14 protein-coding genes and 1 pseudogene are annotated in these 20,505 nt (G+C 45.1%); 8 read left to right on the top strand and 7 right to left on the bottom strand.

The genetic code is table 11. From position 1 onward, the window contains the following. Positions 1-269: 269 nt before the first annotated feature. The 3 genes and pseudogenes from RID53_RS30445 to RID53_RS30435 all read left to right on the top strand — a co-directional run. Positions 270-473 (top strand): annotated as a pseudogene (locus RID53_RS30445) (sensor histidine kinase); the annotation flags it as partial. A 13-nt stretch (positions 474-486) separates the two neighbouring features. Beyond that, positions 487-1,431, top strand: coding sequence for a diguanylate cyclase (locus RID53_RS30440; protein WP_446391653.1), 945 nt, complete (start codon positions 487-489; stop codon positions 1,429-1,431). 607 nt (positions 1,432-2,038) lie between these two features. After that, on the top strand, positions 2,039-2,944 hold the full coding sequence (locus RID53_RS30435; protein WP_446391652.1) for a ribose-phosphate diphosphokinase: 906 nt from the start codon (positions 2,039-2,041) through the stop codon (positions 2,942-2,944). A 12-nt stretch (positions 2,945-2,956) separates the two neighbouring features. On the opposite strand, the gene RID53_RS30430 is transcribed toward RID53_RS30435, so the two are convergent. Beyond that, complete coding sequence (locus RID53_RS30430) at positions 2,957-5,449, bottom strand: adenylate/guanylate cyclase domain-containing protein (RefSeq protein WP_446391651.1); 2,493 nt, start codon at positions 5,447-5,449, stop codon at positions 2,957-2,959. A gap of 302 nt (positions 5,450-5,751) precedes the next feature. Further along, positions 5,752-7,134: a tRNA uridine-5-carboxymethylaminomethyl(34) synthesis GTPase MnmE gene (mnmE, locus tag RID53_RS30425; protein WP_446391650.1), complete on the bottom strand. Its 1,383-nt coding sequence runs from the start codon at positions 7,132-7,134 to the stop codon at positions 5,752-5,754. 233 nt (positions 7,135-7,367) lie between these two features. On the opposite strand from mnmE, the gene RID53_RS30420 reads away from it, so the two are divergent. Continuing rightward, positions 7,368-8,024: a Uma2 family endonuclease gene (locus RID53_RS30420; protein WP_446391649.1), complete on the top strand. Its 657-nt coding sequence runs from the start codon at positions 7,368-7,370 to the stop codon at positions 8,022-8,024. A 161-nt stretch (positions 8,025-8,185) separates the two neighbouring features. Here RID53_RS30420 and RID53_RS30415 read toward each other — a convergent pair whose 3' ends face one another. Beyond that, positions 8,186-9,493, bottom strand: a complete 1,308-nt coding sequence (locus RID53_RS30415) for a dihydrolipoamide acetyltransferase family protein (RefSeq protein ID WP_446391648.1) — start codon at positions 9,491-9,493, stop codon at positions 8,186-8,188. A gap of 234 nt (positions 9,494-9,727) precedes the next feature. On the opposite strand from RID53_RS30415, the gene RID53_RS30410 reads away from it, so the two are divergent. After that, complete coding sequence (locus RID53_RS30410) at positions 9,728-10,294, top strand: hypothetical protein (RefSeq protein WP_446391647.1); 567 nt, start codon at positions 9,728-9,730, stop codon at positions 10,292-10,294. Between the two features lie 151 nt (positions 10,295-10,445). Here RID53_RS30410 and RID53_RS30405 read toward each other — a convergent pair whose 3' ends face one another. Further along, positions 10,446-10,961 carry a pentapeptide repeat-containing protein gene (locus RID53_RS30405; protein ID WP_446391646.1) on the bottom strand — a complete coding sequence of 172 codons (516 nt, stop codon included), beginning with the start codon at positions 10,959-10,961 and terminating at the stop codon, positions 10,446-10,448. A gap of 48 nt (positions 10,962-11,009) precedes the next feature. Further along, positions 11,010-12,701 carry a glycosyltransferase family 39 protein gene (locus RID53_RS30400; protein WP_446391645.1) on the bottom strand — a complete coding sequence of 564 codons (1,692 nt, stop codon included), beginning with the start codon at positions 12,699-12,701 and terminating at the stop codon, positions 11,010-11,012. A 439-nt stretch (positions 12,702-13,140) separates the two neighbouring features. Here RID53_RS30400 and RID53_RS30395 point away from each other — a divergent pair, with 439 nt between their 5' ends. After that, on the top strand, positions 13,141-13,587 hold the full coding sequence (locus RID53_RS30395) for a hypothetical protein (protein WP_446391644.1): 447 nt from the start codon (positions 13,141-13,143) through the stop codon (positions 13,585-13,587). Beyond that, positions 13,562-17,596: a hypothetical protein gene (locus tag RID53_RS30390; protein WP_446391643.1), complete on the top strand. Its 4,035-nt coding sequence runs from the start codon at positions 13,562-13,564 to the stop codon at positions 17,594-17,596. The genes RID53_RS30395 and RID53_RS30390 overlap by 26 nt, the downstream gene beginning before the upstream one ends. A 326-nt stretch (positions 17,597-17,922) precedes the next feature. On the opposite strand, the gene RID53_RS30385 is transcribed toward RID53_RS30390, so the two are convergent. Further along, on the bottom strand, positions 17,923-18,939 hold the full coding sequence (locus RID53_RS30385; RefSeq protein WP_446391642.1) for a cyanophycinase: 1,017 nt from the start codon (positions 18,937-18,939) through the stop codon (positions 17,923-17,925). 450 nt (positions 18,940-19,389) lie between these two features. Between RID53_RS30385 and RID53_RS30380 the strand changes: the two genes are divergently transcribed. Further along, positions 19,390-19,767, top strand: coding sequence for a DUF2237 family protein (locus RID53_RS30380; RefSeq protein WP_446391641.1), 378 nt, complete (start codon positions 19,390-19,392; stop codon positions 19,765-19,767). Between the two features lie 150 nt (positions 19,768-19,917). Here the strand turns inward: RID53_RS30380 and RID53_RS30375 are convergent, their stop codons facing one another. Continuing rightward, positions 19,918-20,490: a hypothetical protein gene (locus RID53_RS30375; protein ID WP_446391640.1), complete on the bottom strand. Its 573-nt coding sequence runs from the start codon at positions 20,488-20,490 to the stop codon at positions 19,918-19,920. Between the last annotated feature and the right edge of the window lie 15 nt (positions 20,491-20,505).

Here is a 20,505-nt window from a genome sequence, read left to right as displayed (position 1 = left end):
GGAAGTGAGGCTCATATTGATGCTGTGGAAAAAGTAACAAGAAGAGGACTTATCGACGAATTGGAAAGAGTTATTAATTCTCTCCAGTCAAGTTATTTAGATGTTTGTTTTGGAGGAGAAACTGAGCCGGATATCTCTGGGAAAAATAAAGGAGTTAAAGACGAGTAAAAATTTTCGGTCATCGTCAAATTATTTCCTCTTAATTTAGTTAAAACTGCATTTGCGTAACTTTTACGCAAATGCAGTTTTTTTGTCCAAAGTCCAACAATATATTTGACCCATTTTTCACCACCAAACCTGTTGGCAATGGCACAGGGTTAGGCTTGTCAATTAGTCACCAAATTATTGTTGACAAACACAAAGGTCAAATCCATTGTCATTCAACCCCTGGGCAAGGAACAACATTTATTGTCACAATTCCATTAACTATTCTGCCTTACTCTCCGATAAAATATCAAGATAGCCGAGGGTGAAGGATAATGACCAATGAAAAAATTCTTTCCGGAAAAATTCCTAATTTTGATTGTTGATGATAATCCCAATAATTTACAAATTCTGCATGTCATTTTAGAAGCCGAAGGCTACAAAACGATTGTTGTCAGCAACGGACAGGATGCGATTGAGCGTGTACACCTTGATAAGCCTGACTTAATTATTATGGCTTTAACCATGCCCAATATGAGTGGATTAGAGTTGTGCGACTATCTTAAGTCTCCACCTCCCCTAACAACAAGTCCAATTATCCTGATGCGGACGATTCGTGAACAAGAGTATTTAATTGAAGCATTTGAGAAGGGTACAGCCGATACAATTACTTACCCCTTTAATCCAGCAGAGATTCTTGCCCGTGTCCGAACCCATTTAGAATTGAAGCAGACTCAAAAAGAATTGAATCGATTGATTAAAGAACACGATAAATTAACGAATTTGTTGAGAAAATTAGCGATTACTGATCCCCTAACAGGACTCTGGAATCGCCGCCATTTTTTAACTGTTGCTTATCAAGAATTTAATCGAGCCTCTCGTTACAAACGTTTCATGTCTATCCTGATGATTGACATTGACAACTTTAAGCAAATCAATGATGAGTATGGACATACGATGGGAGATGAAGTGCTTAAGGGTGTAGCAAAAAGCATCGTTGGTTCATTGCGTGAAGCAGATTATTGTGGACGATTTGGCGGTGAAGAGTTTGTCACATTACTTCCTGAAACCGATAGTAGTGGGGCGATACGTGTGGCTGAACGTTTGAGAAAGCGGCTGGAACAAATTACTATAGGGATTGGCGATAAACAGGTGCAAATGACGGTAACAGTTGGTGTAGCTAGTTATCAATTAGACGATGCCAACATCGAGGTAATTATTCAACGAGCGAATAAGGCACTCTATCACGCCAAAAGTCAGGGATACAATCGGGTTGCATTGCATTAGATATTGGAAATAAATGAAATATAAACATGATCTACCGCACAAATTAATCCAACTATCGATTTTATTGGCATTAATTAAACTGTAGGGGCGACCCGCTGCAAAAAATAACAGAACCGACCCATCAATTTTATCGGGTCGCCCTGCATCAGGTATCACCAATTCAAATAAAAATCGGCATGAACCACCGCCCAAAATCAACCCATTAATTGTATTGGCGTCACCTTGAATCACCTATCATGAATTATCTGACATCATCATATTTGACATGTAGGGGCGACCCGCTGCAAAAAAGAACAGAACCAACCTATCAATTTTATCGGGTCGCCCTGTATTAGGTATCGCCAATTCAAATAAAAATCGGCATGAACCACCGTCCAAAATCAACCCATTAATTGTATTGGCGTCATCCTGAATCGCTTATCATGAATTATCTGACACCGCCACATTTGACATGTAGGGAGAACCCGCTGTAAAAAATAGCAGAACCGACCTATCAATCTTATCGGGTCGCCCTGCATCAGGTTAAGAATGCATCTAACTTCTAGCAGATTTAGAATATTCGCGGTTGCGCTAAGGATAAAAGAGTTGATTGAAATAGAGATGGTCGATGAATAATATAATTCTGTTTGCAGGTAGGGCTAATCCTGGATTAGCGAAAGCGATCGCCCAAGACTTAAATATACCCTTGGGAAATTGTACGGCGCAGCAATTCCCAGATGGGGAAGTCACGGTACAATTACAGGAGTCGGTGCGGCAGAAGTCGGTTTTTATCATCCAGTCTACTTCTCCCCCCGTTAACGACCATCTGATGGAACTCTTAGCATTTGCAGATGCCTGTCGTCGGGCAGCAGCGAGGCAAATTACAGCGATTATTCCCTACTTTGGCTATGCCCGTGCAGATAAACGCCATGGTTGTCACGAACCGATTACCGCCAGTATGGTGGCTGAGATTATGCAGACTGTGGGGATCGATCGCGTGATTACCCTGGATTTACATGCACCCCAGATTGAGGGCTTTTTCCGCATTCCTGTGGATAGTTTATCGGCTGTATCAATTTTAGGCGAAACCCTGCGCGATCGCTTACCTGCTGATGTGGTGGTGGTGTCCCCCGATACGGGACGGGTATCGATGGCGACGGAGTATGCCCAAATCCTTGATACCTCTGTAATTGTAGTGCATAAGCAACGACAAAGCGGGACTCAAACCCAGGTAACGCGGATCGTGGGAGAAGTGCGCGATCGCCCCTGCCTGATCATAGATGATATGATTTCCACCGGGGGTACAATTGCTAAGACGGTAGACGCCTTACTCGATGCGGGTGCCCGCCCAGAGATGACAGTTGCTGTTACTCATGGGCTATTTCTTCAAGACGCCCGCCAGAAGCTTAGTCATGACAGTATCCAACAGATTTTGGCGACGGATACAATATCAATTAACGCTGAGAATTGGTCTCAGTTGCAGATTGTCTCAGTTGCCCCTCTTATTGCTCAACTGATTAGAAAGGATGAATAAGCTAAACAGTCATCATTTACTCCTACCCAGCAGCCAATAAGTAATCATATCGCCTTTACCCTTAACTTTGACAGCACCTCGCTGTTCAAAGATAAACTTGTGCTGTAACTGTTGGTATGTAGTAGCGGTAACTTGAATTTTACCCGGTTCTCCTGATGATTCCATGCGAGAGGCAACATTAACCGCATCTCCCCATAAATCATAGATAAATTTTTTCCTACCAATCACACCTGCCACGACTGATCCGGTGTTAATCCCAATGCGAATTTCAAACGACTCCCCCTGTTGCTTTTGAAATTCATGAATTGCTTCTTGCATATCCAACGCCATCTGCGCGATCGCTGTGGCATGATCGTCTAGGGGACGAGGTAAACCGCCAACAACCATATACGCATCACCAATGGTTTTAATCTTCTCCAACCCATACTGATCCGCTAGCTGATCAAATGTGGAAAAGATTTGATTCAACATATTTACCAATTCAATCGGTTGTAGACGTGCCGATAACGGTGTAAATCCAACAATATCGGCAAACAGAATTGTCACCTGATCAAAATGTTCTGCAATCGCCCTCTGATCTTGCTTAAGCCGATGGGCAATCAGTTCGGGTAAGATATTTAGTAATAACTGCTCAGACTTTTCTTGCTCTACCTGTAACGCCGCCTCTGCCTGCTTGCGATCGGTAATATCACGCGCCACCCAAATAATCGATTGGTCAGAAATTGCCGAAATACTGGCGGCAAACCATACGGTATTGTCTTCACTTTGTAGACTATAATCAAAATAGATCGTGTGCTGAGTGGTTAGCGCCTGTTGAATCTTATCTAACCAATCCTGAGCCGTTTCCTCTTGAAAAAGATATTCGATTGTTTGGTTAATTGGGTCAATGTAAAAGTCATAGAATCGGGTGGGGTTCGTCGGCGCTATTTCGATATTTGCGATTGTATGGTCTTGAACATCAATAATTAAAACAATCGCATTCATCGCCTCAAAAAATAGGCGCATTTTACTTTCCGACGTTCGCAGCTTATTTTCCAGTAATTTACTCTCACTGATATCCCGTGCTGCCCAAATCACACTATCATGAGACAGAGGTGATAGGTTAGCCGCGAACCAACTATCTCGTCCGGCAACGGTCAATTGATAGTCAATACTAACCGTTTGCTGAGTTAAAAGAGCCTCTTGGATAGCTTGGAGAATAAAATCAGCTTGCTTAACTGGGAACTGTTCGTGTAAGGTTTTACCCACAATTTCGGCTGATGGCTTGTAGTCACTCAGGGGATTCGTGGGGGCAATTTTTAGGCATCGTCCTGAGGCATCAATCACCAACACCACATCTGTCATCGCGGCGAAAAGGGCTTGCATCTCTGTGACCGCTTTCTTCTGCTGCATCACACTACCTAACTGATTAGAAATAACCGTGACTAGCTCAAAGAAATGATGGTCAGGTGGGTATTTTTTTGCCATGAAAAATACCAGCACGGCTAAGACTGAAACGGGTTCTTGAGCAGCGGTTGGTGTCACGATGGGGACGGCAAATGCTGAGTTAAATCCGCATTTAACCGCGAGGTCTAATCTCAGGAAAAGGTCATCTGGAAACGTCGCTAAATCATCAACCCACTCCGGCTGAACTCGATGCCATACTCGTCCCGGTAATTCTTCATTGGGTAAGATGGTTAAGGCAGCACTGTACTCTCGAAATTGGTCGAATTTTGTGGCGTCTGGAGAATCGATATCTGTACGTTTACCATACCAACTTGGGCTACATTCTAATGCCATACCATCCGTCGCGGGAATCCACACTTCGCCATAACTCCAGCCTGTAATTTCGCAGACTTGATGTAAGGCGATATCCAATGCAGTCTGAAAATCCGTCGCACTACTAATGGCTTGGCTCATTTTAGCTAGACGTGTTACTTGTTCCTCAGCATGTTTGCGTTCAGTGATGTCGTTAATGATACTGAGTAAGCAGTCTTGTCCACTAAAGTTAATAATATTTGCTGATAATAACCCCGTTTTTACCTGTCCTGATTTGAGACGAAAATCAAATTCGTAATTGTGAATGGTTCCCTGAGTTTGTAATTGCTGGATAAAGCGAGTACGCTCCTCTGGATGCAGCCAAAACTTTAATTCGACTGTGCTTGTGCCAATCAGTTCGTCTTTTTGATACCCGACTAGGTGAAGTAACCGATCATTGACCGCCAACAAGCGTCCATCAGCTAGGGTGCTGATTGCCATGGCGTTGGGAGACAAGCGGAAGGCGAGGGCAAATTGATCTTCGCCTAAGCATCCTGTGGCGCTTGGGGGTTGGATGGGCTGGTCTAATTCCTCGTTCCTGGGTTCCAAAATGCTCAAAGAAAAATGCAACGGCAGGGCAAGGGGACTCGGTAAAGCTTTTATTATATCGCTATTTACCGGAATCGGATCAGGGGCTTTGATGTTTGGATTCAATTCCCTGGATGGGCTGGTAATAGAGGCTTGATTCCTCATCTCGTTAGAGTTCATTGTTAGCACCGTCGCAACATGTATGATGATTCTTCTCTATTGTTCCTTGATAAATGTGAAAAAAAAGTGACTATCAGTTGTCCCGGCGACTGGAAGTGACGCCTACACAAACAAAGTCCGCTGGCGCGGACTAAATTATCAAGGGCATAGTTACTCCTTTCTCGCTCTAAAAATACCTGAATATCTGTCTGTAGGGGCATCATCCTTGCGCCCTTTATATCATGTCCGGTTAAACTCAATTAAAAGTTTAAAGGCTTTAGCCTTTACTAATAAACCCCTTAATTCGAGTAACATCAGGAAACCTACTTGCCAATACAAAAGCGACTAAAAATCCGGTCAAGCACGGATTCCGTTACCTCTTCCCCAGTAATTTCACCTAAGGCTTGAATCGCGCCACGTAAATCAATTGTCCAAAAATCTAAGGGTAACTGTTGGGCGATAGTTTCTTGTACCTGTTCCAATGCTATCTTGGCTTGGGTTAGGGCGGCGGCTTGTCGCTGGTTAATCGCTAAATCTAAGTCAGCCGCGTGCAGGGTTCCCGTTTGTACGGCTTCCAGAATCCCTTGTTCTAATGCCTCAATCCCTTCATTTTTAGTGACGGCGGCTGTAATTACTCGGTCAATACTATCCGGATAGGAGACAGAATCGGCGGGGGTGAGATCGGTTTTATTAATCACTAAAATTAGGGGGCGGTGTTTGACTTGGGTGTAAATTTCTTGGTCTTCTGTTGTCCACCCTGTCGTCGCTTCAATCACCAATACAATTAAATCAGCCGCCTCAGCCGCACGGCGCGATCGCTCAACGCCAATTTTCTCGACTTGATCCACGGTTTCCCGGATTCCGGCGGTATCTAGAACCTGTATGGGGATGCCACCAACGACTAACTGCGACTCTACCACATCACGAGTTGTACCGGGTAAGTCAGTAACGATCGCGCGATCGCTGCGACTCCAGGCGTTCAATAAGCTGGATTTACCCACATTCGGACGCCCGACAATGGCGATGTTTAAGCCTGTTCGCAATAATTGACCGCGATCGGCGGTGGCGAGAATTTGCTTAATATCCGTTAATACTTGTTGCAGTTGAGCAACGATCCCGGCTTCATCTAAGGGCGGTAAATCTTCCTCAAAGTCGATACGGGCTTCAATTTCTGCCAAGTTATCTAAACACGTCGCCCGGAGTTGGCGAATCGGTACAGCTAGCTTCCCTTGCATTCCCGCCAATGCAGCTTGGGCGGCGGCGGGGGAACGAGAACCCACTAAGTCAGCGATACTTTCAGCTTGGGTTAAATCTAACCGCCCATTTAAAAATGCCCGCAGGGTAAACTCTCCCGGTTGGGCTAATCGTGCGCCTAACTCTAAGCAGAGTTGCAACACCTGCTGCACAGGCATAATCCCACCGTGACAATGGAACTCGACGACATCTTCACGAGTATAAGAGCGAGGGGATTGCATAATTAGGAGTAGGGCTTCATCCACGATCTGTTGGGTTTGAGGATGACGCACATACCCATAGAGAATGCGGTGAGTCTGCCAAGCTTGACGCCCTGGTGCGTGGAATAGTTGACGGGCGATTTCTAAGGCATTTTCGCCCGACACCCGCACAATTCCCACACTCCCCTGTTGGGGAACGACAGCAGTTGCGATCGCGGCTATTGTTTCACCTTGGACGAACTGTTCAGACATCGTTTGCTTACCCTACCTTTCTTGTTCCCCCCTTTTGAAGGGGGGCTAGGGGGGATCTCTGATTAAGTAAAGCTTTCAACCTTAAGTTTACACCAATGTTCATCAAGGGTTCCCGACAGATGGTGGTGTAATGGTAAAACCTGCACCAGTTCTGAGCGTTGATGGCGAGGGAAATTAAGCGATCGCGTAAAATAGTCTTTAACTGTATCAATTGCTTTCTATCTTAACTACTTATGACAGCCGTTACGATTAACCTCAATCCAATTGTTCACCTGAATCAAGAGCAATTTTATCATCTTTGCCGACTCAATCCCGACGTAAAATTTGAACGCAATGCCAAAGGAGAATTAATCATCGTGTCCCCCACAGGCGGAGAAACGGGAAAACGAAATGCTGGAATTATCGCTGATTTCGTTATTTGGAATCGACAAACGGGATTGGGAGAAGTCTTCGACTCTTCCACCTGTTTTCACCTACCCAATGGGGCGAACCGTTCTCCCGATGTGGCTTGGGTTCAACAAGAACGATGGGATGCGCTGACAGAGGAACAAAAAGAAAAGTTTCCACCCATTGCTCCGGATTTTGTTTTGGAGTTAATGTCACCCAGCGATACGTTATCAGAAACCCAAGCTAAAATGCAAGAATACATGGATAATCAAGTCAGACTGGGTTGGTTACTCTATCGACCAACTCGTCGCGTTGAAATTTACCGCCAAGGGCAAACCGTAGAAATCCTGGAAAATCCTATCCAGTTATCGGGAGAAGATGTTCTAAGCTGTCATGCATTTAAATTGGGTATTAGTAGCGAGCAAGATGCTCGCACTACAAGGATTGCGCCATTATTGATATTAAGGTTTAAATGCCGAACAGCTTACCTGGCTTTATTTTAGATTTACAAATTGTTTGGAATTGAATCCTTGACTGTCAAAAATTCATCCGTCAATTGTAGGGGCGGGTTTAGCCGTTTAATTTGACTATCTACCGATAACCTCAAAGGCAAAACCCGCCCTTCGCCACTATTTGATCGTGTGTGTTACAGGACAAAATCCGATTACAGCGTCAACGATTGCGGATTGGTTTCAATCAACTTCGCCAAATCTTGCAGGAATGCTGCTGCATCAGCACCGTAAATAATCCGGTGATCACAGGTCATATTCACCTGCATCTGATTCTGCACACCCATCATGCCATCCGTTGTCGCCACAACTTGCGGACGTGATGCGCCAATCGCCATGATTGCCCCTTGTCCCGGCGGTAAAATTGCATCAAATCGGTCAACGCCATACATCCCCAAATTCGAGATCGTAAACGTACCGGAACTATATTCCTCCGGTTGCAACTGCTTGCGCCGGGAGCGTTCAACCAACCCTTTCCAGGTGCGAGACAAGGAATAAATATCCACCTCATCGGCTTTTTGTAGCGTTGGTGTAATCAGTCCCCCATCTGCCATAGCCACAGCAACAGCCACATTGATGCCAGCATGATACTGAATCCCCTTTTCCGTATAACTGGCATTTATCTTTGGATGTTGTTTCAATGTCACAGCGACGGCTTTCGCTAATAGGGCAGTCATGGTTACGCCCTTAGGCTTAATTTGTTTATACAGCTTATCCAATTCATTAGTGGTGATGGTATACCCCACCCGGAAGGATGGCACCTGAAGACTTGCCACCATATTCCGCACCACAGCATTTTGCAGGGTGTTGAAGGGAACCACTTCTCCTTGGGGTATAGCTACAGGCGTGGTTGGTGTAGCCGTCGGTTGAGTCGCAGGCTCAGGCGTTGGCTGTTGCGGTGCAGCGGCGGGTTCGGGTTGGGTCGTTTTGCCAGCAGCGGCTTCCACATCTTCTGCCACAATGCGTCCGTGAGGACCACTACCTGTCAATGTATCGAGTTCAACCTTCAACTCTTTCGCTAATTTCTTCGCCCTAGGCGAGGCGACAGTGCGTCCATTACGACGACTAGGGGTATCTTGCGCTTGGGAAGCGGCTGAAACAGTAGCAGGTTCAGATTCAGGTTTTGGCGTTTGATCTGTTGGCGTTTGATCAGGCGGAGTACTGGCTGAGTCTGAGGCGGAACTGGATTGGGAGGCTTGTTGTTTAGCCGTCTCAATTTCGTCAGGAGTTTCGGCTAGTAGGGCAATTGCCTCTCCGACAGGTACGGTTTCACCTGCGGGTACAGTAATGACGGCTAGATAGCCCTCATAGAACGACTCCACATCCATATCCGCCTTGTCAGACTCAACCACTACCACGGTTTCGCCTTTTTCTATTTTGTCCCCTGGAGATTTTACCCAAGAGACAATTTTACCTTCGGTCATGGTGGAGCTAAGGGCGGGCATGAAAACTTCGTGGATCATGAGGTGGTATTCCCTATGAACTAGGCGTTAAATAACAATAGCATTTGCCAGATCGCATTTTAGCTTGATGACGGGTTCTCAAACTATATATAGAGGTCGAAAAGAGGGAACGGGGAATGGGGAACAGGGAACAGGGAACAGGGAACAGGAAATAGGGATTACCCACCCGCCTCTAAATCTGGGTGCTTCTCCATACCAACCTACAATAGAATTAGCCGCTTACATAGAAAGCTGATGGATTGGATGGTCAAATCGGGCAAAATTTCTTTGGTGAGTCTCGCTGGTATGGTAATCCTGCTGACGGCTTGTACCAGTAATCGCCCAGAAGCGACAGTTACAGCCGCTAATCCCTCACCTGACAAAACGACTTCCTCATCGACTGAGCCATCCCCCGATTCTCCCGGTAATTCAACTCCCCAGCAAAATTTTTCATCGCCTCAGACGCCAGCAGCTAACCGGGAAAACTATCGTTCTATTGATCTATCCCAACAGACAGATAGGACGAGTTTAACCGGGAGTGATCCCAAGGCGATCGCACTCTCAGCGTTTGGTACTAGCGACGCTGACACGGATTCACCCACCGTCGATGTTTCCTATCCTCAACCGGATCAGGCAATTGTTACCCTAATTCAAACTGGATTAAAGGATGATTCGGTTAGAGGTATCCGATATCGCGTTGAGTTCCAGAAAAATCCCTCGGCTCAAGCGAATGAACAATGGCAGATGATTTGGGCAGGATCTCAGTTCAAATGTTACCCTGAGCGCGGTCATCAAGACTGGTCACCTGAATTTTGTGTTTGAGTACGTCGGGGTAGAGCGCACGGGGCGTCAGAGGATGCGTAGCTTCTGTTGCATGGGGAGATCTGGGGACAGGGGAGCAAGGAGAAAGCGATCGCAGAATCTTCCTGATTACTGGGCGTCGAAACTGTTCCCTGTTCCCTGTTCCCTTACCTCACCGACATCCTAAGGATGCGCGAGTCTCTACCCCCGTTTTTGAGTTAACCCCACTGGCTCTAGTACAGAGATTTTGGACTTGTAAGCGATCTAAAACTGCATTGCTGAAATCAGCCCCCGTAATCTTAACGTCATCCAAGCGAGAACCTAACAAAATCGCTTCCTCTAGAACCGCATCACTTAGATCAGCTCCTTTGAAGTTAACCTTATAAGCAATGCTGTATGAAAAATCTGCACCTTGTAGATTCGCCTCAGTCATCGTCGAATCACTTATCACCACACTGCGTAAATCGGTATTGCTTAAATTCGTTTGCGTCAGATTCATTTTAGATATCTCCAGTTCAGCTAAATTTTGACCGGAGAAATCCATGGTACTCAGATCAGATGCGCCGTCATTAATAAGCTGTCGGGCAGAGGGATTGGCTGCTTGGGCGGATAGGGGAACCCAAACCAACACCAACGCCAAAATTAGAGCGGCGAGTCCTCGAATAGACTTAATAATACTTTCTTTCATTGCAACTGTTGCCGAAAACATCCTTTCTGGTGTAGCTTACGCCAAATTTTAACCACATCGGTATAACTGATAGGGAATACCAATCCGGTAATGGTGACTCGGATCAAGGATACAGGTTTTTTGGTTCGCGATCGCAAGAGTTTGGGGATAGTCTCGCCGCTTCAAGCCGGGAGCGATGACCCATAGATTCAACGGAGACACAGAAGGTATGGCTAATTCCAATAACTGTTGCCAGACTTTATCATATCCCTGTTGGCGACTTAAAAATGCTACTGTGCGATCGCCCTCCTGACTCCCCCCCTCTGATACGTTCTCTAATGCCAAGGCAAAGCTCAATCCTAATCCTACATCCTGAAGATCCTGATATCCCATCACCATGATCAAGGGAACAGTCGGTTCAATTGTCATATTTTGCGCCACCTGCTGAGGATGATAGGGTTTGAGAAACACCAAATTCGCCACCACACAAACTGTACTCACCAGAGAGATAGCTAAGGGTAAGATGATTTCCCATTTTGCCTGTACTTCAGCACCCCTAAGCCCAGATACGCCATGGCGCGTCTCTACATTTACAGTTAAACTCGCGGCTAATAACGCACAAATCGCCGGATAATAGACAAAGTTATAACGGGGGACAATGGAGATATCCTTACCTAATCCGTAAATAATTGCCAGAAATTGCAGTAATACAGCCAAAGTAAACCCGAATAGCGTCAATGTAGCTAACTGGGTTGAAGGCTGACACAGCAATCGTTTCACTCCCACGCCTCCCCGCCAAATAATCCAACTCCCCAATCCCAACGTTAATCCTCCCATGGGTATCACAATCCACAAAGGTTGATTTTCTACGGGTAAAGCAATCACCATCAGGAACCAACCCACCAGTAATTGCAACAGAGGCGTAATACTATCCGGTGGCGGTAGCCAACTGGTTTCTGGACGCCCCACATCTGCCAAAAGCATACCCCACCACGGTAGATAACTCACTGCCATTCCCGCCATTACCAGCGCCACAACACTCCAACTCCCGCCGGGTAGACGCCGACGATACCCAATCATCCCGGAAATTAGGGTCAAAACTTGGGCAATGACAGCCAGAAGAAAAAAGTAATGGACATAACAACCGATACTGTTGACGATTCCCCAACCGCACCATAGCCACGGGGAAGGCATTTGCTGATGGTATAGACGCTGCTGAATCGGGATTAATGCCAATAATGCCAGAATAATAAGCAACATGGGTAACGTGTAGTGACGCGCTTCCTGAGACAGGTAAACCGCAAAAGGAGACACCGCCATTAACGCAGCAGCGATTAATCCCGCGATGGGCGAAAAGATGAGACGATTGAGACAGTAAATTGCCGCGATCGCACCGACTCCGATTAAGGCAGGAAATGAACGCAACGCCCACGCTAATGATTCGGTTCCCATCCACCTTAGCCACGAATGCATTAAGCAAAAGAATAAGGGAGGATGCGTGGATTGTTGGGCAAGGGTTTGGGCAATGTCTCGACAGCTAGTTTCGGGTTGGAGGGTGAAGAATTCTTGGAGGGTGGACAAGGGAAATACTATATCTAATGGTAAATCATTATACTCCCGTCCCAAGCTAAAGAAAGCCGTGAGAACTTCATCCAGCCACAGGGGTTTTAAGTCAAGCTGCCAAAATCGGAGGAGGGTTCCCAGAATAATGATTCCAGCCAGGGCGAAATAATGGTGAGTCAGTTTTTGGCGTGGGTTCATAGTATAGAGTTAATTTGAACTATGGCGATTGAAATCGCTGCTACACAAACAAAGTCCGCCTGCGCGGACTGGGTTATAAGTATTAGTAGCGAGCAAGATGCTCAATGTAGCGAGCAAGATGCTCGCACTACGGCAAGGATTTTTCTATTCTTGACATTAGCGTTTAAACGCCGAACAGCTTAAAGCTGACTTTTCACGGCATATCATAATTTTGACCTAACGCCCTGAAGCGTCAGGTATGGCACGTAAATGTGTAGGGGCGGGTTTCACTACTATCTCTTCGATTGCACCCAGATGCAACTAAACCCGCCCCGATTCGCCGGTTTCGTGGTTTCCCGTGAAGCCTCAGGGTTATAAGGGGGTAGCTAACCCAGATTTGGTATAAGTCCTGGATTGATTAACATGGTGAGAGTAGACGCTAATTTGAGAGACAAAGAACTTGGACTGGTCTAGGTTTAATCTTCATGGTGATGCTCCTGAACGTGCCTTTGAAGCGCTGACAGGAACCCTATTTGAGCGCTGGTGTCATCGGGAGTATGCGGGTCAAATTAGGCGAGTCATGTTCGTTAATGGTGCGGGTGGCGATGGTGGTGTTGAGGCATATACTCAACTCAAGGATGATCAGGTTATCGGATTGCAAGCGAAGTGGTTTAGAGAACCTCTGAAGTCTTCTCAGATAGAACAGATTAGAAAGTCTCTAAAGACAGCCTCAGAGAATAGAAGCGGATTAAGCCGCTACATTGTCACCATTCCTAGAGATTTAAGCGATGCAAAAACAGAAAAGCGACAGACAAAAACAGAACGCGATCGCTGGGATAATTTTATCAAGGAATCGAATCAGCAGTATCCCCATATCACGATTGATCTCTGGTCAGATAGAATCTGATCTACAGTTGCGACTCAATGGACCCGCTTCCCGCCCAAAATGGTTATCAGAGGTAAGCCAGATCCGTATTCTTCTCGAACAAGCTCATCGAGCGGTTCTGCGTCTCAGATGGTATCCAGAGTTTATGCAGCGAGATGATGCAGAAGCTCTGATTACAGCAACAGAAGCCTGGTTAATATCTGCCATTGCCCAGCAGCAGGAAATCGAAAAACGGCTGACACCAGATAATAGTTTTCCTTTGCTCAATCTTGAATATGAAGTCATTACTCCGGCAGATACTTGGCAGCTCATAGATGTGTTATCGCACGATAATGTATCCTTACAGTGGGGTAGTTCCGCCTCAACAACATCTGATATTGGCAAGCAGCTTGAGGATGCCTTAGATCGTTGGGAGATGCGAGAAGTGACTCCTCAAAAGCTCCAAGAGTTAGGGCAACCTGCTGCCTATATTGGTGAGCCGGGAGTGGGTAAAACTCATGCCTTAGCTGATGCAGTTCGTCAGCACTTAGAAGATGGAAAACCCGCCATTTTAATTCGTGCTAAAGATATTGATCTGAGCCAAAGTTGGGACACTGTGCTAGCTGATGCTGTTGGTGAGTCAGGATGGAATCTAAGTCAAGTGCTTGATGCATTGAAGACAGCAGCAATTCAAGCTGAAGTTCAAGCCACTTTTAATATTACGGATGATTCAGAATTTAAATCTGTTCGTGTCTTAGTCGCTATTGATGGTTTAGATGAGACATCTAGAGCAGAACGTTGGGCGGAAAAACTTGGAGAACTACTCCCTTTAGCCAAACAATATCCCAGGATTCTTTTCATCTGTTCACTCCGCACCAGTCTTTATCGACGCCTATCGATACCCAAAGACATCAGCCAAGTTTGGTTAAATGGTTCTGATGCACCGCTTAGGGATATTTTTGCATCCTACTGCAAAGTCAATCGAATTGAATGTCCTCCAATTTTACGTTGGGCGTTACAGACTCCCCTAGCTATTCGACTTTTTGCTGATTTATACCAAGGTCAACATATTGATAGCGTCACCCTCCAAGAATTCTCACTGGTTACTCTGATACTTAAAAAGATTGAGCATACCGAGCGTGCTATTCGAGAGAATGATCCAGAAGGTTGGCTTGACACAATTACTCCTGTTCGTGATACTCTTCGGGGAATTGTTAAAGCTTGTTTGAATGAAGGAAAAGCCTTGTCTCAGGAAAAGGCTTTACAAGTGGCTGAAGCGGTACAAAAAACTCCAGGTATTCTATCTAAACCACAGTTGTTAAGCATCCTTGATAACTGTCTGAATCATGGACTGCTGCTACTTAGAAAACAGCCATCAGATGATCCATTAGAACCTGACCTATTATTGTGGGAACCTGCCTACGAAACCTTAACCGATTTTCTCCTAGCTTGGGAAGCCTACAACAATGCAAAAACTGACCCAGATACTCCCACTATGCCAACGTACTTAAAGGATCGGGAGAACACCATTGTACTTACTGCCTATCTTCTTGGCAAAGAGGGCTATGACTTCTTTACTACAGGATTGTGGAGCAATGATTTAAGTGAGCAAAAACGGGAAGAATTACGATTAACAACAATCTTGATGATGCCTCCAGAAAAAGGATTAGCTTATCAAGACTGGGTGGTTGAACTCTTCCAGCGAAATATGCCCAGTTGCAGGAAAGTTTTAGAGCGATTAGTCATTCCCGGACTTAGGATACCTGGTTACTTCTATGGAGCCAAGTTTATTCACGATACATTATTACCCATGCAAGTAGCCAAGCGCGATCTGTTTTGGTCGGGACCTAACTACTTGCCTGCTAATCATGGCGCTCCCTGGGAAGGATTTGGAACTCCGGTACTAGATAAACTAGAAATAGCGGATGATGATCCCTGGGATGCTGCACCATTATTATTAGCTTGGGCAACAACTACAGTCAAAAATAACCTCCGTCGTCGCATTCGAGAACAACTTGCTGTTTGGGGAAGTAACAAACCTGATGAGTTACTGAATCTGCTGAAATGCGCTTGCCAAACCAATGACCCACAGATGCGAGAGGATATCCTTTCCGCTGCTTATGGCGCTTCGTGTTTGACTCGACCCAACGCAGAATGGCTACCACTATGTAACTGGATTATTGATAATTTCTTTGTTCCAAATGCACCACTTTATACCCATGATGTAATTGTTCGGCACAGTGCGAAAAGCATGATTGAACGTTGTGTTATTTGTCAGGTTCCAGTTGATGAAGACAGGCTAGTTTATGTTCGCCACCCTCATGTCGATCCTGAAGAAATGCTTCCTATTGATAGACAAGCAGCTATTGAAGTAAATAAACATTTGATAATGAAACGAGTTACTTACAATCTGGATCGGTATGTTTTGTCAAGAGCGATTAAACGTTTCTTTAATGAAAGCAGACTTTCAAAAACCCATAGAAACCATAGCCAACAACAAAAAGAGAAAGAGGCTGATAACATTGAAAATATTGACAAAACGATACTGTATAAATTTATCGAAGGTTTATTGAGACAGTCTGCTGAACCTCAAGCTCGCCAACGTGTGGAAAACTTTTTGATAGAAAAAGCAATATGGCAGGGAATAAGAAAAGCGTTTGATACCGCAACAGATGAAGAACAACATGAATTATTACAACACTGGGGAAGGACTGAGGACGAAGCTGAAGAGGAAGAACTAGCTGAAGTTCACGATGAAACCCAATCAAAGTCTGGTTTTTCGCCATCAGCACAGGCTCTTTTGTCACGCTATATTGCTGAGTATAATCTTCAAGAGTTAACCCCCAAAAACTTTACTTTCGGTTTTGTTGTCGCCTATACAAATCAACTGGGTTGGTCTGAAGATATTTTTAGGAAAACACCGAATGGTGGTAAATCGGGTGAAATTATCGGTGCAGATATTGCGATAGCTCGCAAATACACTCCAGCAACTCATGGCTCACGAAGCTCTATTGCCACTTTGGCTGAAAAATATGTTTGGGCAGCTACTAATGAATTAACTGGATTTTTAGCTGATCGTCTTGATGCGTATACTTGGAACAAATACTGGAAGCCTCCAATAGATATAGGTCTGTTTACGGAGATAACCAATCCAGCTTCAGATGTAGGCTTTCGTCAATCCCCAATAAATCAATTTTTAGATTTTTCAGAACTGATTCCGGATACGGATTTATCTGAAACTACTCAGGTTAATCGAGCAAATGAGTGGGTCAAGAAGGCTCCTATACCTGATGTTCAACCTTTACTTTTCCCCAATTCGGAACAGCTTCCTGAATGGGCAAGAAATTATGAATGGGTGGTGTTACGTTCAGTCGCTACCGAACGACATGCAGATAGTCAGGCTGAGTCAGTCTTGTGGATATCGAGTTTCTTATTTCCATCAAGTGGATTACCTCTTCTGGAAGAAGATGTTCAGTTGAGAGTATTGCCCAGGTTCTATGAGTTCTGTTCTGACATCGTCTCAGTACAAACTTATTGTGATCCCTGTGAATTAGCATGGGCTTCCTGGATTCAGGAAGCAGAAGGATTAATTGATTACCCCACTTTAGATATAGCGGGAAAACCTGTAAAATTTGATATCCAGGCAGCTACCTGTCAGTTTCATTGGGAAGCTGCAAGCGGTGAGACTGAGGAATGGATGCCAGCTAAAAGACTCCGAGAAACACTGGGTATTGTGGATTTTAAGGCAGGACAATTTCTATCCGCTAGCGGAGAAGTTCTAGCCTTTACCTTAAATCGTTCAGGAGAACGTTGGCAGTCTCCTCGTGGTACAGTTCTTTTGGCTCGTCGGGATGCGATTCTGGAAATGCTTGAACAGGAAAAGTTGAGTATGGGGTGGGGAGTACGGATTTATCGAGAGCCAGCCTATCCACTCAATGGCGCTAGCCAACAAAGAATGTTTCGAGACTGGCATGCAGTGGTATTTTGGAAAGATGATGGATTAAAAACAATTACTGTTCAGGATTTAAGCGGGGATCGTTACAATGATTAATTCCATGTGATATAGGGCGACCCAATCATTTGAATAAACTCCAATTGTTTCTTTAAGCAAGCGGGTCGCCCCTACACACTCTCATCTATTTTTATGATATAAAAGTATTTTAGGCAAGATTGTTAGCACCCAGACAATATAACAAATTCGAGTGTATTAAGCTGTTCGGTATTTAAACCTTAATGTCAATAATAACGCCATCCTTGTAGTGCGAGCATCTTGCTCGTTACTAATACCCAATTTAAATGCATAAAACCTTATTCATTTTCTAGTTCAGTCCGCCTACGCGGACTTTGTTTGTGTAGCTGCGATTTCCAATCGCCCTTTTATCCCCTCTGTAAAATACCATCTTGAACACTCGCTCGACGATACCCCCTGGAGGGTAAATTGTTCAGATCAAATTCCTCACCATTTTCCCGTTTCCAAATCTTGTAATCAGAAAACGTGAGCGGGGTTTGGGGTTCACAATCTTCTGGGATATGATCCCCGAAAACAAAATACACCGCGCCCTCTCCCATAACATGAGCGATACCATTCCGGTTCACCACCAGCGAGGTTCCCTCATCAATCCCTATCCCCAAGACACTATCAGTGATTCCATCCCGAAGTTGACGCGCCATAAATGTCATCAATCGACCCATGCGATCGCGATCGCTAAAATGGGTGTCTATAATCGTACCCTTCATCAGCGACCAGTTGAACAGGTCATAACTAAACAGAATATCTTCGTAGGGATCATCTAAGGCATATTCACTATCAACCGCATCCGAACAGGCGTTATAAATAAACTCACTTTGAATCATCGCCCCCGCACTGGTTCCCCCAATCCCACCGCCTTTAGCGCCAACTGATTTAATCGCGTCTGCTGTTGCCGTATGCTTAAAATTGCGGGTATAGTCGCACTGATCGCCACCTGCAAAAAATAACACCTCAGCTTGGCGAATTGTATCTGCAACGTCTGAAGAATTAGCATCATCCCGACTCCGGATAACCAAGGTTTCTACCGAATCCACCCCATTCATCGCCAGAATCGGTTCATTATAGCCAGCAGAACCCGATGAGCGAATCACCACCACATCAACCTGAGCCGAACAGTCGGTGCAACCTCTCGCCTGATTAATCATCCACTGAATCGCTTCATCCACATCAGCCCCCCCGCCACCTAAATCAAAAGCAATACCTGCGGGAACATTGACATCCGTCGAATTGCCATCAAAATAGCGGATAACCTTGGCGGATGCTGGTGCAACCCAGAGCGATAAGCACACAAATACTATTGCCACCAGCTTGATGACTTTAGCAAGGGGCAAACCGGAGGTAGATTGAAAAGGACGAGAACTCATAGAATTATTGGAAGATAAACCCCGATATCAATAGTGGCACGAGTAAAAGGGCAGATATAACCGCCACAACCGTGACTGGATCTACATTGATAACGTTTTTTTCAGGTTTATTGCTCATCGAACACCCTCCCAGATTGACTAAATACTGCTTTACCACTCGACTGGGTAAACTGCTGTCCCTATCTTACTGCCAAGTGGGTGATCAAGATGGCAGATGAGAGATAAAACAGTTTTGGTGAAGAGATCCAGCATAGTACGTTGGTTGGTCTTGTAGGGGTCGGCTTCACTGCTCACATTTTTTTCCCGCCCTGATGTAACTAAACCCGCCCCGATCAAGGTGCGAGGATTCTTTGACGAATGACGCATGACGCATGACCAATATAGGTCTTGCTGGATACAAGCATCTCTCTGTATCCTACTGATGGAAAGGCTGTAAAAAAAGGTGCTGTCATGGCTAATGCAAAAAACGTCCTGGGTACGGAACTAGAAACCTGTTGCACATCTCCCATGACTGGATTTTACCGGGATGGCAAATGCAGTACTGGTGCTGGTGACTTTGGCGCCCACGTTGTTTGCGCTCAAGTGACTGAAGAGTTTCTGGAATTTACCAAACAGCGTGGGAATGACTTGAGTACACCCGTTCCCGGATTTAATTTTCCCGGTTTAAAACCAGGCGATCGCTGGTGTCTATGTGCATCTCGTTGGCAAGAAGCCCTAGAAGCTGGTGCTGCACCTCCTGTGGTTTTGTCGGCTACTCATGCATCGGCGTTAGAATATGTTTCCTTGAGTGAACTTAAACAACATGCTCTTGATGCTCAAGGTGCATAAAAACTGGTGGTATTTTAATTCAAACGTATTTGATTGTTTGTGAGATTATGTCTGTTCTTGTTTAACTTTTTTAGACATTTCAAGCCCTTGAGAAGCGGTGCGTTACGCTTCCCTAACGCACCCTACAATTCCCAATAATTAATTCATGACTTATGACTTATCAATTTTGGAGTTTTGTACAGATGAAAGAACCGGATTAGAATTAGTATCAACATTGTCTAAAGCGGGTTTTAAAATCTGCCAAGCTTGTTGCGCTTCGGGTAAAAATTGATCCCGTGCAGCTTTCGCTTCGGCAAATTTAATTAACGTTTTGGCAAAACTCTTATCTGTCGCCTGCTGCATTTGTTCGGGAGTCAGGGGTTCAGGGCGAAAGAGCGCCTCAATTACCGGACGTAACTCTAACGCCTGCTGTTGTATCTCTTCTAAGCTAACTCGTAAGCTGGCTAAATTCGCGATCGCCTTCACCGCTTGAATGATTTCTGGTTCATCGTCTGGCGATTCAACGGCTGATGGGGGTCCAACCACGATTAAATCTTCACTGCTTAACCCATCAGCAAAACTATTCGCATCTAAGCTAGTATCCTCTGGGTCATCCATCCGACGTTCAATTTCTTCCAGCGCCTTTTTGCGACTGCGATCGCTGTCCGTTCTGCCGCTGACTTCGATAAATAAACCCAGTTCCTTTAAATGTTTGGTTGTATACTGAATCGTCGATTTCGTCATAATCTTTATCAATAG

Source organism: Coleofasciculus sp. B1-GNL1-01 (genome assembly GCF_040220235.1).
GTDB lineage: Bacteria > Cyanobacteriota > Cyanobacteriia > Cyanobacteriales > Coleofasciculaceae > Coleofasciculus.
The sequence above is the reverse complement of the archived record's forward strand: the minus strand, read 5'-3'. Positions and strand labels throughout refer to the sequence as shown.

Bases quoted from the DNA above. Each gene is read 5' to 3' on its own strand.
- RID53_RS30440 (WP_446391653.1), top strand. From the start codon at position 487: ATGAAAAAATTCTTTCCGGAAAAATTCCTAATTTTGATTGTTGATGAT.
- RID53_RS30435 (WP_446391652.1), top strand. From the start codon at position 2,039: ATGAATAATATAATTCTGTTTGCAGGTAGGGCTAATCCTGGATTAGCG.
- RID53_RS30430 (WP_446391651.1), bottom strand. From the start codon at position 5,449: ATGAACTCTAACGAGATGAGGAATCAAGCCTCTATTACCAGCCCATCC.
- mnmE (WP_446391650.1), bottom strand. From the start codon at position 7,134: ATGTCTGAACAGTTCGTCCAAGGTGAAACAATAGCCGCGATCGCAACT.
- RID53_RS30420 (WP_446391649.1), top strand. From the start codon at position 7,368: ATGACAGCCGTTACGATTAACCTCAATCCAATTGTTCACCTGAATCAA.
- RID53_RS30415 (WP_446391648.1), bottom strand. From the start codon at position 9,493: ATGATCCACGAAGTTTTCATGCCCGCCCTTAGCTCCACCATGACCGAA.
- RID53_RS30410 (WP_446391647.1), top strand. From the start codon at position 9,728: ATGGATTGGATGGTCAAATCGGGCAAAATTTCTTTGGTGAGTCTCGCT.
- RID53_RS30405 (WP_446391646.1), bottom strand. From the start codon at position 10,961: ATGAAAGAAAGTATTATTAAGTCTATTCGAGGACTCGCCGCTCTAATT.
- RID53_RS30400 (WP_446391645.1), bottom strand. From the start codon at position 12,701: ATGAACCCACGCCAAAAACTGACTCACCATTATTTCGCCCTGGCTGGA.
- RID53_RS30385 (WP_446391642.1), bottom strand. From the start codon at position 18,939: ATGAGTTCTCGTCCTTTTCAATCTACCTCCGGTTTGCCCCTTGCTAAA.
- RID53_RS30380 (WP_446391641.1), top strand. From the start codon at position 19,390: ATGGCTAATGCAAAAAACGTCCTGGGTACGGAACTAGAAACCTGTTGC.
- RID53_RS30375 (WP_446391640.1), bottom strand. From the start codon at position 20,490: ATGACGAAATCGACGATTCAGTATACAACCAAACATTTAAAGGAACTG.